At 70.8% G+C, this 13,583-nt stretch carries 11 protein-coding genes; 6 read left to right on the top strand and 5 right to left on the bottom strand.

Translation table 11 applies throughout. From position 1 onward, the window contains the following. The first annotated feature begins 41 nt into the window (after positions 1-41). Together AC07OH_RS06890 and AC07OH_RS06895 are read left to right on the top strand one after the other, a co-directional pair. Positions 42-1,019, top strand: coding sequence for a Bug family tripartite tricarboxylate transporter substrate binding protein (locus AC07OH_RS06890; protein WP_159276971.1), 978 nt, complete (start codon positions 42-44; stop codon positions 1,017-1,019). Between the two features lie 303 nt (positions 1,020-1,322). Beyond that, positions 1,323-2,087 carry a fumarylacetoacetate hydrolase family protein gene (locus AC07OH_RS06895; protein WP_495300079.1) on the top strand — a complete coding sequence of 255 codons (765 nt, stop codon included), beginning with the start codon at positions 1,323-1,325 and terminating at the stop codon, positions 2,085-2,087. Here the strand turns inward: AC07OH_RS06895 and AC07OH_RS06900 are convergent. Next, positions 2,036-2,998, bottom strand: a complete 963-nt coding sequence (locus tag AC07OH_RS06900) for a LysR family transcriptional regulator (protein WP_307590229.1) — start codon at positions 2,996-2,998, stop codon at positions 2,036-2,038. The genes AC07OH_RS06895 and AC07OH_RS06900 overlap by 52 nt on opposite strands. A gap of 90 nt (positions 2,999-3,088) precedes the next feature. On the opposite strand from AC07OH_RS06900, the gene AC07OH_RS06905 reads away from it, so the two are divergent. Further along, positions 3,089-4,285 (top strand): MFS transporter, encoded by a 1,197-nt coding sequence (locus tag AC07OH_RS06905; RefSeq protein WP_495300080.1) that lies wholly within the window; start codon positions 3,089-3,091, stop codon positions 4,283-4,285. Here AC07OH_RS06905 and AC07OH_RS06910 read toward each other — a convergent pair. Beyond that, entirely contained in the window at positions 4,249-5,088 is an 840-nt protein-coding gene (locus AC07OH_RS06910) for a dienelactone hydrolase family protein (RefSeq protein WP_495300081.1), read from the bottom strand. The two genes, AC07OH_RS06905 and AC07OH_RS06910, sit on opposite strands and share 37 nt — an antisense overlap. Positions 5,089-5,244: 156 nt before the next feature. On the opposite strand from AC07OH_RS06910, the gene AC07OH_RS06915 reads away from it, so the two are divergent. Beyond that, a complete protein-coding gene (locus AC07OH_RS06915) occupies positions 5,245-6,225 on the top strand; it encodes a GlxA family transcriptional regulator (protein ID WP_495300082.1) in 981 nt (326 codons plus the stop codon). A 27-nt stretch (positions 6,226-6,252) separates the two neighbouring features. Beyond that, positions 6,253-6,780 carry a GNAT family N-acetyltransferase gene (locus AC07OH_RS06920; protein ID WP_495300083.1) on the top strand — a complete coding sequence of 176 codons (528 nt, stop codon included), beginning with the start codon at positions 6,253-6,255 and terminating at the stop codon, positions 6,778-6,780. A 12-nt stretch (positions 6,781-6,792) separates the two neighbouring features. On the opposite strand, the gene AC07OH_RS06925 is transcribed toward AC07OH_RS06920, so the two are convergent. Further along, complete coding sequence (locus AC07OH_RS06925) at positions 6,793-7,434, bottom strand: ABC transporter ATP-binding protein (RefSeq protein ID WP_495300084.1); 642 nt, start codon at positions 7,432-7,434, stop codon at positions 6,793-6,795. Positions 7,435-7,517: 83 nt separating this feature from the next. Between AC07OH_RS06925 and AC07OH_RS06930 the strand changes: the two genes are divergently transcribed. After that, positions 7,518-12,017, top strand: a complete 4,500-nt coding sequence (locus AC07OH_RS06930) for a Mur ligase family protein (protein ID WP_495300085.1) — start codon at positions 7,518-7,520, stop codon at positions 12,015-12,017. Between the two features lie 2 nt (positions 12,018-12,019). On the opposite strand, the gene AC07OH_RS06935 is transcribed toward AC07OH_RS06930, so the two are convergent. Continuing rightward, a complete protein-coding gene (locus AC07OH_RS06935; protein ID WP_495300086.1) occupies positions 12,020-12,568 on the bottom strand; it encodes a hypothetical protein in 549 nt (182 codons plus the stop codon). Continuing rightward, on the bottom strand, positions 12,565-13,467 hold the full coding sequence (locus AC07OH_RS06940; RefSeq protein WP_495300087.1) for a LysR substrate-binding domain-containing protein: 903 nt from the start codon (positions 13,465-13,467) through the stop codon (positions 12,565-12,567). The genes AC07OH_RS06935 and AC07OH_RS06940 overlap by 4 nt, the downstream gene beginning before the upstream one ends. Positions 13,468-13,583 lie beyond the last annotated feature (116 nt).

The following is a 13,583-nucleotide window of genomic DNA, read 5'->3' on the forward strand; positions in this document are numbered from 1 at the left end:
CCGGCACGCATCGGATTCCCCAACCGACGGAGACAAAGAAGATGCAAAGACGTTCCCTGATCCAGGCCGCCGCCGGCGCGGCCGCCACGCTGGGCGTGCCCCGGCTGTTCGCGCAGGAGTGGCCCACCGGCCCCGTGCGCATCGTGGTGGGCTTTCCACCCGGCGGCGGCACCGACGCGCTCGCGCGCGTGGTCGCGCAGAAACTCACGATCATGTGGGGCCAGCAGGTCATCGTCGAGAACAAGGCCGGCGTCGCCGGCGTGCTCGCGGCCGACTACGTGGCGCAGCAGCCCAGCGACGGCAGCACCCTGCTCATGGCCCATATCAACAGCCACGCGCTCGCGCCCAGCCTGCAGCCCAAGCTGCGCTACAACGTGGAGCGCGACTTCGTGCCGATCGTGCTCGTGGGCGTCACGCCCAACCTGCTCATCGCCAACCCGGGCCAGAAGGCCCTCAGCGTGAAAGACATCGTCGCCGCCTGCAAGGCCGCGCCCGGCACCGTGAGCTTCGGCTCCGCCGGCGCGGGCTCGGCCCAGCACCTGGCGCTGGAGATGTTCAAGCTGCAGGGCGGCGTCGATGCGCTGCATGTGCCGTACAAGGGCAGCGGCCCGCTGCTGGCCGATCTGATGGGCGGGCAGATCCAGTACAGCTTCGAGACCATGACCGCCGCCACCCCGCACGTGAAGAACGGCCGGGTGCTCGCCGTGGCCCAGACGCGCACCAAGCGCGCCAAGGGCCATCCGAACGTGCCGACGATGCAGGAGCAAGGCTTTGCCGGCTTCGAGGCCACCACCTGGTACGGCCTGGCCGGCCCCGGCAAGCTGCCCCCGGCCATCGCGCAGAAAGTGAACCGCGACGTCAACACCGTGCTCGCGATGCCCGATGTGCAGGAACGGCTCGACACCTACGGCGCAGAAGACGGCGGTGGTTCGCAGGACAAGTTCAAGCAGTTCATCAGCACCGAGATCGCCAAGTGGGCGAAGGTCGTCAAGGACGGCAAGGTGCAGGTTGAGACTTGACGGTCGTTGTTCAGGGCGACGCTCACGCCGACGGGGCACCTTGCTCCGCGAATGTCCCCCGCCCTTCGGGCTCCTCCTTGATTTCGCTGCGCAAGGCACCCCATCAGCGTGATCGTTTTCAGAGCACCGGTTGATCGGCCGCAAACGCAGAGCGTGCCCTCGTGCGCAGGGCACTGGGTGCTCCCCGCAGCGAAATCAAGGAGGAGCCGAAGGCGGGGGACATTCGCGGAGGGGAGTACCCGGTGTCCTGTGCCCGCGCCCCCGAACGAACCGAACCCCAAGAGAAACTGAGAAGATCCAAAAATGACCCCGGACCAAAAAGCCCTCACCGAAGCCCTCATCGCCGCACGCCAGGCCAACCGCACGCTCGACGCCACCCCCTGGACCGACGCCCTGCCAGACGCAACTCAAGCGTATGAAGTGCAAGACGCCGTAGCAGCAGCCCTCGGCTGGTTCGACGGTGTCCCGAAGACCTGGAAGTCCGGTGGCGGCTCCCGCAGCGCCACGCTCACACACGCCCCGCTGCCCCCGCTCGGCGTGCGCCAAAGCCCCGCCAACTTCAGCGACCTCACATTCCACACCCCCGGCATCGAGGCAGAAATTGCATTGAGACTCGGCCAGGACGTCACACCCGCCCAAGCCGCCGCACTCGACCACGACAACTCGGCAGCCCTCATCGACGCCATGGCCGTCTCCGTCGAAATCGTCGATGCCCGCTGGCAAGACCTCGCTGCCACGCCCGCCCTGCTGCGCCTGGCCGATTCGCAAGTCCACGGCGCACTCGTGCTCGGCGACTGGCAACCGTACGCCGCCGTCGACTGGGCCTCGCAGCGCTGCGAAACGAAGATCAGCGACGCAGAAACGGTGGTGCGCGAAGGCACGCATCCGCTGGCCGATCCGGCGTGGCTGCTGCCGATCTGGCTGCGCCACCTCACGCGCCACGGCCAGACCGTGCCCGCCGGCACCGTCGTCACCACCGGCTCGTGGGTCGGCGTGCTGCCCTGCCGCCGCGGCGATCAGGTGACGGCCGAATTCCCCGGCATCGGCGCCGTGCGCTTGAGCGTGTAACGCCCGCCGCCCACGCCCGAACACGCCACCAGGAAGTCGAGCACCGCCCGCACCCGCGCGGGCAGCGTGCCGGCCTTGCCGATGTACACCGCGTGGATCGGCTCGATCTCGCCCGGGTTGAACTCCTCGAGCAGCGGCACCAGCCGGCCGGCATCGATGTCGTGCTGGATGTGATACAGCGACAAGCGCGCCACGCCCGCCCCCGCGATCGCCAGCTGCCGCAGCGTTTCGCCGTCGCCCGCGCGCACCGGCCCCGCCACCGGCAACATCACCATGCGGCCATCGACGCGCAACGGCCAGTCGGGCGTGTTGCGCCGGTAGCTCCAGCCCAGCCGGTTGTGCGCCTCCAGCTCCTGCGGCGTGCGCGGCGTGCCGTACGTCGCCAGGTAGTCCGGCGCGGCCACGATGGCCTGGCTGGTTTCGCCTAAGCGCCGCGCCACCAGGTCGGACGACGGCAACTGCCCCCAGCGGATCGCAATGTCGGCGCGCTCGTCCATCAGGTCGACGATGCGATCGGTCAGCGCAATGTCGAGCGTGATCTGCGGATGCATCTCGAGCAGGCGCGGCACCAGCGGCACCAGCTTGTGGTGCCCGAAGGACACGCTGGCGTTGATGCTCACCCGCCCGCGCGGCGCAGCACCGGCCGCGGCGCACCGCTCGGCCTCGTCCATGTCGGCCAGCACGCGCGTGCTGCGCTCGTAGAAATGCAGCCCTTCGGGCGTGAGCTGCAGCTTGCGCGTGGAACGGTGCACCAACTGGATGCCCAGGCGCAGCTCGAGCCGCGCCACCAGCTTGCTGACGGCCGAGGGCGTCATGTCCAGCAGCCGCGCCGCCGCCGAGAAACCGCCCGCCTCCACCACCTGCACGAAGGCCTCCATTTCGCCGGAGCGGTTGACGTCGATGCGCGGCATGGGCTTCCTTTGCTGTGACTTGAATTCACAAGTGCATGTACTGGCGGCATTCTAGTCATCGAGGCCGATCGTCCGCACAGTACAGGCATCATGCCCATCGCTCTTCTTGCCCTCACCGCCGGTGCCTTCGGAATAGGCACCACCGAATTCGTCATCATGGGCCTGCTCCTGCAGGTGTCGACGGACCTTCACGTTTCCATCACGGCCGCCGGCCTGCTGATCTCGGGCTACGCGCTCGGCGTCGCGGTCGGCGCGCCCGTGCTCACCATCGCCACCCGCAAGCTGCCGCGCAAGACCGTGCTGCTCGCGCTGATGGCGATCTTCACGCTCGGCAATCTCGCCTGTGCGCTCGCGCCCAACTACGAGATGCTGATGGCCGCGCGCGTCATCACCTCGCTGGCGCACGGCACCTTCTTCGGCGTCGGCTCGGTGGTCGCCACCGGCCTCGTGGCGCCCGAGCGCCGCGCCTCGGCCATCGCGATCATGTTCACCGGCCTCACCGCCGCCACGCTGCTGGGCGTGCCGGCCGGCGCATGGCTGGGCCTGCAGCTGGGCTGGCGCTCGACCTTCTGGGCGGTGACCCTGATCGGCGTGCTGGCCTTCGTGGTGCTCGCAGCCTTCGTGCCCCGCATGAAGGGCGAGGCCAAGCCGGCACCGCTGCGCGAAGAGATCGCCGTGCTCGTCCGCCCGCAGGTGCTGCTGGGCCTGGCGATGACGGTGCTCGGCTTTGCCGGCGTGTTCGTGGTCTACACCTACATCCAGCCGCTGCTGACGCAGGTCACCGGCCTGTCGGAATCGGCCGTGTCGCCGGTCCTGTTGGTGTTCGGCGGCGGCCTGGCCGTCGGCAACATCCTGGGCGGCAAGCTGGCCGACCGCGCGCCGATGGCCGCCGTGCTCGGCACGCTGGTGGCGCTGGCCGTGGTGCTCGGTGCGATGCAGTTCACCATCGGCACGCCGTTCACCGCCGTGGTCTTCGTCGGCCTGCTCGGCGTGGCCTCGTTCGCCACCGTGGCGCCGATGCAGCTGCGCGTGCTCGAGAAGGCTTCGGGCGCGGGCCAGAACCTCGCCTCGAGCCTGAACATCGCGGCCTTCAACCTCGGCAACGCGCTCGGTGCCTGGGTCGGCGGCGTGACCATCGACCACGGCCCGGGGCTGCGCGCGCTGGGCTGGGTGGCCGCGCTGCTCACGCTCGTGGGCCTGGCGATCGCGCTGTGGAGCCGCGCGCTCGACCGCCGCGCACAGAAGACCGGTCAGTTGCCGGCCGACGGCGCCTCGGTACGGGCCTGATCCTGCACCCCAAGGCGGCGCGCGAAGAACGAAAGGATCTCGTCGCGCGCCGCAAGGGTCGGCTGGCCGGCCTCGTCGATCAGGTGCGCCGTCACCACGCTGTGCGGGCTTGCGACCACCTGCGAGAAGAACGACGGCAGGTCGCGCGTGTTGGCCGCGCTGTCGGGCAGCACGCGGGCCACGAAGCGATCGCCCAGCGCGTCGGCATAGGCCGCGAAACGCTGGGCCCGGCAGAAGCGGTCGCCCTCGAAGCGGTAGGCCATCACGGTCAGGTCGTCGCGCTCCAGGCGCTGGCGCACCTGGGCGATCTCTTCCGGCGAGATCTCGATGCCGCCGGGGTTGTCCAGCGGCAGCGACGGCTGCGACAGCACCGGCGCCAGCACGGCAGGCTCCAGCATCATGGTGAGCGCGAAGTTGCCGGTGAAGCACATGCCGATCGCGCCCACGCCCGGCCCGCCGCATTCCGCGTGCGCCAGCCGCGCGAGCGCGCGCAACCACTGCGTCACCGGGCTCGAGGCATTGCCCGCGAAGGCGCGGAACTCGGCGCTCACGCAGGCGCGCTGGAACACGGCCTTGCCCTCTTCCGCATCCGGCACCGCACCGTCGCGGCCGAACATCGACGGCATGTAGACCGTGAAGCCGGCGTCGCGCACCCAGCGGGCGAAACGCGCCACGTGCGGGCTGATGCCGGGCATCTCGGTCATCACGATCACGGCCGGGCCGGTGCCGGCGACGTAGACCGCCTTGGTGGCGCCGTCGAGCGCGATCTCGCGGCGGGTGAAGTCGTCGAGCGGGTCGGTCATGGCAAGGCCTCCCGGGCGTGCAGGTGAGCGCCGTGAGGCACAAGGGCAAGGATGTGGGACACGAAGGCACTTTCGGTGTTGCGACGATGCCCATTGCACCCGAGCATGCACTAGACTGCCAGTGTCCATTCAGACGCCTATCGGGCGTTTTCTGCCATGCACGACTTCACCGTTCTCGTTCTTCCGGGCAGCTTCGCCACCAGCACCGCCGTCACGCTCGACGTGCTGGCGGCCGCCTCCACGCTCGCGCCGCGCCACCAGATGCCCCGCCCCACCTGGCGCGTGGTATCGCCCGATGGCGGCAGCGTGCCGCTGAGCAACGGCCTGCAGATCGACACCCTCGCCATGCCCCGCCGCGCGCGCGCCGACGGCTCGACCTGGATCGTGCCCGGCCTCGGCGTCGACAAGCCGGCCGACCTCGCACTGCGCCTGACCGACGACCACGCCCGCGCCGCCATCGATGCGGTGCGGCGCCATGCCGCGCGCGGCGGTGCGGTCGCGGCCTCGTGCTCGGCGGTGTTCCTGCTGCAGGCAGCCGGCCTGCTGGCGCAGCGCCGCGTCACCACCTCGTGGTGGCTGGCGCCCGAGCTGCGCCGGCTCGAACCGGCCTGCCATGTCGACGCCGACCGCATGGTCTGCGCCGACGGGCCGGTGAGCACGGCGGGCGCGGCCTTTGCGCAGTCGGACCTCATGCTGCACCTGCTGCGCACGCGCTTCGGCCCCGCGCTGGCCGAGGCCGTGAGCAAGGTGCTGCTGATCGACGGCCGCCAGGCGCAGGCCCCGTTCGTCGTGCCCTCGATGCTGTCCAACGGCAACGAGCTGGTCGCGCGCCTCACGCGGCGCATCGAGGCCGCGCTGCCCACGCCGCCCAGCGTGGCCGCGCTGGCCGAAGAGTTCGCGATGTCGCAGCGCACGCTGGCCCGGCGCGTGCGCGCCGCCACCGGCCTGGGGGCGCTGGCGTTGGTGCAGAGCGTGCGGCTGAACCGCGCGCGCCTGCTCATCGAAAGCAGCCGCATGACCATCGAGCAGGTCGCGGCGCAGGTCGGCTACGAAGACGCCACGGCGCTGCGGCGGCTGATGCGCAAGTCGGCCGGTGCACCGCCGAGCCGGTTCCGGTCGGCGCTGCAGGCGGCGTGAGGCGCTTGCAGCAGAATGCGCCGCACCATGAACCGTCCGCCTGTCACCCTCCGCCCCGCCACCGCAGCCGACGCGCACACCCTTGCCGCGCTCGCGATCCAGGTCTGGCTCGACACCTACGCCACCGACGGCGTGAACGACGTGCTCGGGCGCTACGTGCTCTCGACCTTCACGCCGGCCGCGTTCGCCGCGTGGTCGGAATCGCCCCATGTCGCGTTGCGCGTGGCGCAGGTCGGCGACCAGCTCGTGGGCTATGCGCTGCTGCAGTTCGGCGCCGCGCAGCCGCTGGTGCCGGGCTGCGACACCGAACTGCGCACACTCTATGTGCAGTCACCGTTCGCGCGCAGCGGCGTCGGGTCGATGCTGCTGCGCGAAGCCCGCAGCGCCGCCCACGCACGCACGGGCAGCGACGGCCTGTGGCTCGCGGTGTACGCGAAGAACCCGCGCGCGGTCGCGTTCTACGAGAAGCAGGGGCTGACGGCGATGGGGCTCACGCAGTTCATGCTCGGCGGAAAGCCGCACGACAACCACGTGATGGCCACGCCGCCCCGTTGAGCGCGCAGCTGATCAGGCCAGCGGCAGCTCGATGCAGGCGGCCAGCGGCACTTCCGTGATGCGCTCGCTGCTCGCCACGACCACCGCCCGCCCTGGCTGCGCAACGCGCCGCCCGATCGCCTGCCACAGGCCGTGGATCGAACGCGCATCGAGCGCACCCACCGGGTCGTCCAGCAGCACCACGGGCCGCCCCGACGCGAGCGCGGCAGCCAGCCCGACCTTGCGGCGCGAGCCGGTCGACAGCATGAACATCTGCTTTTCCAGATGCGGCGTGAGCGAGAACGCATCGACGAGCCGCTGCCACTCGGCCTTGTCGAAACCCGCATCGCCCTCGCCCAGCAAGGCCGTGCAGGCCTGCACGCTGAGCGCGTCGAAGGCTTCCGATGCCGGCTCGCAGAAGAAGACCTGCCGCCGGTAGGCCGCGGGTTCGGCGTCGAGCGCCACGCCGGCCGCGCGCAGCTGCCCGGCCGATGCGGGCTGCTGCCCCGCCAGCACGCGCAGCAAGGTCGACTTGCCGCTGCCGGTGTCGCCGTACAGCAGCGTGACGCCCTCGCCGATGGCGGCGGACCAGCGGTCGGCCAACGCGGGCTGGTCGGGGTACGCGAAGCGCAGGTTCTGGATCTCGAGGAGAGAGGGAGCTATGGAAAGCCTCATGCGGAATATGTATCTGTAACGCTAGACTGAACGCCATTTGTAACCGCACCCGCCGCGAGTCGGGCAGGACAGGACACAACGCCGTGAGTCTCTCCGATCTTCTGGGCAGCGCCTGGCAGGGCCTGCACGCCGCATCGAACCCCGACGAAACGCACGCCGCCGAAGGCCTCGAGGACTACCTCGTCTTCTTCGCCTGGGGCGACGGCACGACGCAGGCACGGGTGCTGTCCGGACGCGGCAAGGACCTCGAAGCCGCCTGGGCACAAGGCACGCGGGCGCTCGAGGCACAGGCCACCGGCGTGCCGCGCGACCTGCGCGTCGACTGGGTTCGCCGCCTGCGTCCGCTGCGCTGGGCCGCGTTCAAGGACGGCCTAGGTGTCCCCGCCGCCGAAGGCCTGGCCTTCGATGCGCGATGCGAGTCTGCCCTTCTTGCCCCGCAGGTCGACAGCCAGCGCCGCCGCCTCCTCAACGCCCCCACCGACGACGACACCACCGTGTGGGCCTTCCAGACCCGCGCGGTGCATGTGGACGCCAGCGGCGTGCACGTCCTCGCCGCCGATGGCCATCGCGAACTGCAGCCCATCGACGTGGCCTTGCTGCGCCGCCTCGTCGCCGCCAGCGCCGACCATCTCGCCGCACGCGTGCAAGCAGACGGCGCGCTCGCGCCGAGCACGCCCGATGGCGACACCCCCCGCGCCGCCGACCACGCCCACGCCGTGCACGCGCTGCTGGAGGCCTGGGACCCGGCGCAGGCCGAGACCCGGCAGGCCGCGATCCACCGCGCGCTCATGCGGCTGACGCGCACACTGATCCGGCCCGCCGCACTGCCCAACGGCACGCACGTCGCCTGCCTCGTGGAGCCCGGCAGCAGCGACACCTCGCTGGGCGCCAACGCCGCCTGCATCGGCGCGCTGGTGCGCTACACCGAGCTCAGCCGCGACCGGCGCTACCTGCCCCTGCTCGACCAGCTCGCGCGCACCGTGCTGCACATGCAGGACCCGATCTCCGGCCGCTTCGCCCACGCGCTGCACCACCCGTCGATGGCGGAGAAGGCCGAAGCGCCCGGCGATGCGCGCGAGGACGACCAGGCCGTCGTCGCGTTGCTGCGTCTGTACGCGCTGACCGGCAACCGCCGCTGGTTCGGTGCCGTCGAAAAGGCCTTCGAGCACTTCGTCGCCGTCGGCTACGCCAACGCACAAGACCACGCGCTGTGCCGCGCTACCAGTGCGCTCGTGCGCTACCGGCCCGAGCCGCGCCACTTCCAGTTCGGCCTGCAGAACCTGAACGCTTCGCTCGACTTCGCGCTCGCACAGACCACCGCCGTGGCGGCCCTGCCGGCCCAGCTGGCGGCCGGCGCCGAACTGGTCGCGCGGCTCGACGCCAACCCCGCCCAGCAGCCGCTGCTCGACGGGCTTGATCGCGCCGCGCTGCACCGCGCGCTGCTGCACAGCATGCAGCGCCTCGCCGACAGCCACACCGGGCCCGAGCGCGCGATGTTCTTCGCGCAGCCGGCGGCCGTCGAGGGCAGCTTCTTCGGCGACACCGCGCAGGCGCTCGGCGATGCCGTCGCCTGGCTGAAGCTGCTGCAGTCGCCGGCCGGCGTGCCCTTGCACGACGCGGCGCTGGCCGAGGCCGTGCGCGCCGCCGCGCGGCAGCCGCTGGCCGACGCGGTGCTCGATGCCGTGCCGCGCGATGTCCGCTTCACCCACCCGCTCACGCTGGGCCCGCTGCGCCTGCTCGGCGCGCGCGTGCGCCCGCGCGAGATGACCGGCCCCGGCCCGCTCACCGTCGAGACGTGGTGGCAAGCCGACGCGCCCGTCGACACCGACTGGCGCCTGGACATCGGCACGCGCCCCGCCACCTGCGTCACCGCGCCGGCCTGGGGCCTGTCGAGCGGCCACGCGCCCTGCCAGGGCCGCCACCCCGTCAGCCGCTGGGAACCGGGCAAGGTCTACCGCGACGTCCACACGCTGCGACCGCCGCTGGCCACGCGGCTGTACGACGTCGACATGCAGATGGAAGCCGGGCTGATCGGTCCTGACGGTCGTCGTGTGGAGCGCCTGCGCATGCCGCGCTTCTTCGACTTCGTCGTGCAGGAAGGCAAGGCATCGCCCGCGCCGATGTGGCGCTATCCGCCGGTGCCGCGCTACCGCGTCGTCGCGCCCGCGTCGCTGCCGCCCGACCAGCCGGGCGAGCCGCGGCAGACCTGGAACGCCGCGCAGATCGAAGCCGTGACGGGCGGCACCTGGCATGTGGCCCCGCCGCCGGGCTGGTTAATTCGCTCGCTCACGCGCGGCGAAGGCCACACGCCGCTGGTGCCGTCGCCCACGATGTTCGTCGCCTCCGACTACTGGACTCTGGCGACCCACGAGCGCTTCGGCGACAACGAGAGCGAGCGCAACTGGGACTGGTCGGAGTCGGTCGCGCGCATGCAGCCCACGCTGGCCGGCGCGGTGCTGCGCAAGCCCGTGCCGGGCCTGGCGCCCGACTTTCCGGTGCTGCTGGTCGACGACCCGATCCAGGCGCTGGTCGAGCTGGGCATCGCCGCGCGCGAGCGGCTGCAGGGCAAGGTCATCGGCATCACGGGCAGCGCGGGCAAGACCTCGGTGTGCCACATGCTCGACCACGCTTTCGCGCCCACGCACACCCGCTTCGCGACCATCGACAACTACAACTCGCGCGTGGGCATGCTGTCGATGCTGGCCAACACGCCCGCGCAGACCGACCTGGTGATCCTGGAGGTGGCCGTCAGCGCGATCAACGCGGTCGACTACCAGAACATCAAGCGCGTGCGGCCCGACCTGGCCGTGCTCACGAACATCACGGCCTCGCACCTGGGCGAAGGCGAGACCGTGATGGACGTCGCACGGCGCAAGGCCAATATCTTCGAAGGCATGCAGCCCGGCGCCTGGGCCGTGATCTGCACCGACACCGACCATTTCGACTACCTCGTAGAGCGTGCGCGGGCGCGTGAGCTGCGCGTGCTGACCTACGGCAGCGCCGCATCGGCCGACTTCCGTCTCGACGCGCACGACCCGGCCACCGGCCACGTCCGCGCCAGCCGCCCCCACAGCGACGGCCAGCGCTTCGAATACACGCTCGGCGCCAAGGGCCGCCACATGGCCGTCAACAGCCTCGTGTGCTTCGCCGTGGCGCATGCGCTGTCGCTCGACAGCGGGCGCGTGCCGGAGCAGTTGGCGTCGTTCGCCGCCGTGAAGGGGCGCGGCCAGGAGCTGTCGTTCACGCTCGGCCACAGGCGCTTTCGCGTCATCGACGAGTCGTACAACGCGAACCCGCTGTCGATGACGGCGGCGCTGGCCTCGCTGGCCGAGCAGCCCGAGGAACAAGGCCGCAAGCTGCTCGTGCTCGGCGACATGAAGGAGCTGGGCGACGACACGCAGCGCCACCACGATGCGCTCGTCGAGCCCATCGTCCAGTGCCATCCGGCGCGCGTGCTCCTGCTGGGTGAGTGCATGACGCGGCTGCGCGAGCGCCTCGCCGCCGCCTTGCCGCAGGGCGCCACCGTGCAGGCCTTCGACACGCTGGAGGCGCTGGAGCGCGCACTGCTCGAACAGGTCGCCACCGACGACACCGTGCTCTTCAAGAGCTCCAACGGCACGGGGCTGTGGCAGATCGTGCGCAACATGACCGAGCTGCAGGAAGAAGAAAAGGAAAAGGAGCAGCAACAACAGGCACGCCGCGCGCGCGAACGCGCGGCAGCGGCGGCTGCTGCTGCCGCGGCAATGCCGAAACCGCCCGTGCTTCCCCCCATGCCCCAGCCGCCCGCCGTCGTGATCCGGCGCGCCGGTTCGCCGACGGAGAGCGCGCAGCCCACGCCGAGCTGGGTGCTGTACGACTTCACGCACGACCGGCTGCTGACCCATCAGCCTTCAGAACACAGCTTTGTGCCCGCCTCGCTGTCGAAGCTGGTCACCGCCGCGCTGGTCGAGCAGAAGCTGCGCGACGACCGGCTCGACCGCCATGCCGAAGCCGTGCAGGTGCCCGTCGACCCCGTGCCCGCGCGCGACGATCCGTCTGCCGCGCTGTATGCGGCCGATGCGCCGCCGCTGCCCCTGCATCGCCTGCTCGAAGCGGCGCTGGTCGTGTCGTCCAACAAGGCGGCGCTCACGCTCGCGTCGTGGCACAGCGGCGACTTCGACAGCTTCGTCGCGGCGATGAACCGCCAGGCGCAGGCCTGGGGCATGCACGACACGCACTTCGCCTGCCCCGCCGGCCTGGTGCGCACGGCGCGCACCACCGCGGTCGACATGCTCACGATGGCGCGCCATGTGCTGCGCGACTTTCCGGCGCTGCTCGAGATGGCTGGCAAAGACCGGCTCGACGGCCTTGACACCGAGGCCCCGAGCACCAACCTGCTGCTGGGCCGCATGCCCGGCGTGGACGGCCTGAAGACCGGCTCGCTGCCGGGCCTGGGCGCACACCTGATCGCCACCGCGCAGCGCGACCAGCGCCGGCTGGTGTCGGTCGTGCTCGGCGCGCCGGATCGCCAGACCTGTGCGCGGCTGTCGGCGTTGCTGTTGCAGCGTGGGTTCGAGACGCCGGCGGCGCCTGGGCTGCATTGAAATCAGCGCCGCAGCGTCAGGCGAACCTCGTGTTCCATCCGATGCAGACAGGCCTGAGCGAACGCCAAACGAACCACGGTCGACTCGGGCGCCGTGGTCAGGAACAGATAGCCCGGCCCCACCCGCGTTGGCATCAAGGTCATCCGTCCATCGCGGATTTCGTGCATGACCATGATGTCCCCAGGGTTCTCGCCGACCTTGCCCAGCGCCGCCAGATCGTCGCGCGTGATGCAGACCACGGACGTGTCGAACTCCGCCAGCATCTTCGTTCGATAGTGAGGCGGTGAGCCGTACAAGGCCGACACCGACGCGAAGCTGATGGTGCTCCCCGGCGAAGGCTTCAGGCGTGCGAAGCGATGCGTCAAGGACGCCATGTCGCCCTCGAGTTCCAACCTCAGCCGCCGGGTTCGTTCTGGCAACGGGGTTTCGGTGTCCACCAGAAAGCGGCGATAGCTCTCGACCACCGACGCGGCATCTTTCGGCGTCGTGGCGCATCCGGCCATCGACAGCAATGTCACGGCGGCCAGCGGCAGCAGGAAAGGGAATTTCATGTCACCGTGCCCAGCGGCTGCAATCCCTTCACCCACTCGAACACCGCCGCCACGTTCGGATCGTCGCGCCGCGCCTGCGGGCACACGAGGTAGAACGGCGAGCCCTGCAGCACCGGCCCGAAGGGCTGCACGAGGTTGCCCGCGCGCAGCTCGTCGGCGATGAGCGCCAGGCCCATCAGCGCCACGCCCTGCCCCTGCAGCGCGGCCGAGACGGTGTGGGTCTCGTCGGAGAACGCGGGGCCGGCCGTCACGTCCAGGCCGGGCACCTGGGCCACGTGCTGCCATGCGGCCCAGGTGCCGGGCTGGGTCTTGCTGTTCGGCACCGCGAAATGCAGCAGCGTGTGCTTCACGAGGTCGGCCGGGCGGCGCAGCTTGAGCGCGGGGCTGCAGGCTGGTGCGAAGACGGTGTCGAACAGCTTCTCGGCCACGAGGCCCGGCCACTGGCCCTTGCCGTAGCGGATGGCGACATCGGCCGTGAGGCCGTCGAGCGGCACCGCGTCGTGCGAGGCGTGGATGCGCAGGTCGAGCCGGGGGTGCGCCGCGCGCAGCGCCCCCACGCGCGGCAGCAGCCAGCGCGCGGCCACGGCGGGTGTGGTCGACAGCGTGATGGCGCTGCGCTCGGGCGGCGCCCGCAGGCGCGCCACGGCCTGCGCCATGGCAGCGAACGAATCGCTCAGCACCGCCTGCAGTTCGCGGCCCTGCGGCGTCAGCACGAGCTGGCGCGGCTGGCGCACGAACAGCGCCACGCCCAGCGACTCTTCGAGCTGGCGCACCTGGTGGCTGATGGCGGTGGGCGTGACCGACAGCTCGTTCGCCGCGAGCTTGGCGCTGCAATGGCGCGCGGCGGCCTCGAAGGCGCGCAGCGAGGCCAGCGGAGGCAGGGAATGCAGGAGGGCCATGGCGTGCTGATAGATGAATTGAATTTTCTGCAGAGAGAAAAATTCGTCGTTTGTCCGGCCACGGATGCTTCGATAGATTGGGAACCGTGTCAAGCAGACAGCTGAATTCCCTTCAC

The sequence above is a fragment of the Variovorax sp. GW821-FHT10C12 genome (assembly GCF_059415405.1).

Excerpts from the sequence above, each read along its gene's own strand:
- AC07OH_RS06890 (WP_159276971.1), top strand. The coding sequence starts at position 42 with ATGCAAAGACGTTCCCTGATCCAGGCCGCCGCCGGCGCGGCCGCCACG.
- AC07OH_RS06895 (WP_495300079.1), top strand. The coding sequence starts at position 1,323 with ATGACCCCGGACCAAAAAGCCCTCACCGAAGCCCTCATCGCCGCACGC.
- AC07OH_RS06900 (WP_307590229.1), bottom strand. The coding sequence starts at position 2,998 with ATGCCGCGCATCGACGTCAACCGCTCCGGCGAAATGGAGGCCTTCGTG.
- AC07OH_RS06905 (WP_495300080.1), top strand. The coding sequence starts at position 3,089 with ATGCCCATCGCTCTTCTTGCCCTCACCGCCGGTGCCTTCGGAATAGGC.
- AC07OH_RS06910 (WP_495300081.1), bottom strand. The coding sequence starts at position 5,088 with ATGACCGACCCGCTCGACGACTTCACCCGCCGCGAGATCGCGCTCGAC.
- AC07OH_RS06915 (WP_495300082.1), top strand. The coding sequence starts at position 5,245 with ATGCACGACTTCACCGTTCTCGTTCTTCCGGGCAGCTTCGCCACCAGC.
- AC07OH_RS06920 (WP_495300083.1), top strand. The coding sequence starts at position 6,253 with ATGAACCGTCCGCCTGTCACCCTCCGCCCCGCCACCGCAGCCGACGCG.
- AC07OH_RS06925 (WP_495300084.1), bottom strand. The coding sequence starts at position 7,434 with ATGAGGCTTTCCATAGCTCCCTCTCTCCTCGAGATCCAGAACCTGCGC.
- AC07OH_RS06935 (WP_495300086.1), bottom strand. The coding sequence starts at position 12,568 with ATGAAATTCCCTTTCCTGCTGCCGCTGGCCGCCGTGACATTGCTGTCG.
- AC07OH_RS06940 (WP_495300087.1), bottom strand. The coding sequence starts at position 13,467 with ATGGCCCTCCTGCATTCCCTGCCTCCGCTGGCCTCGCTGCGCGCCTTC.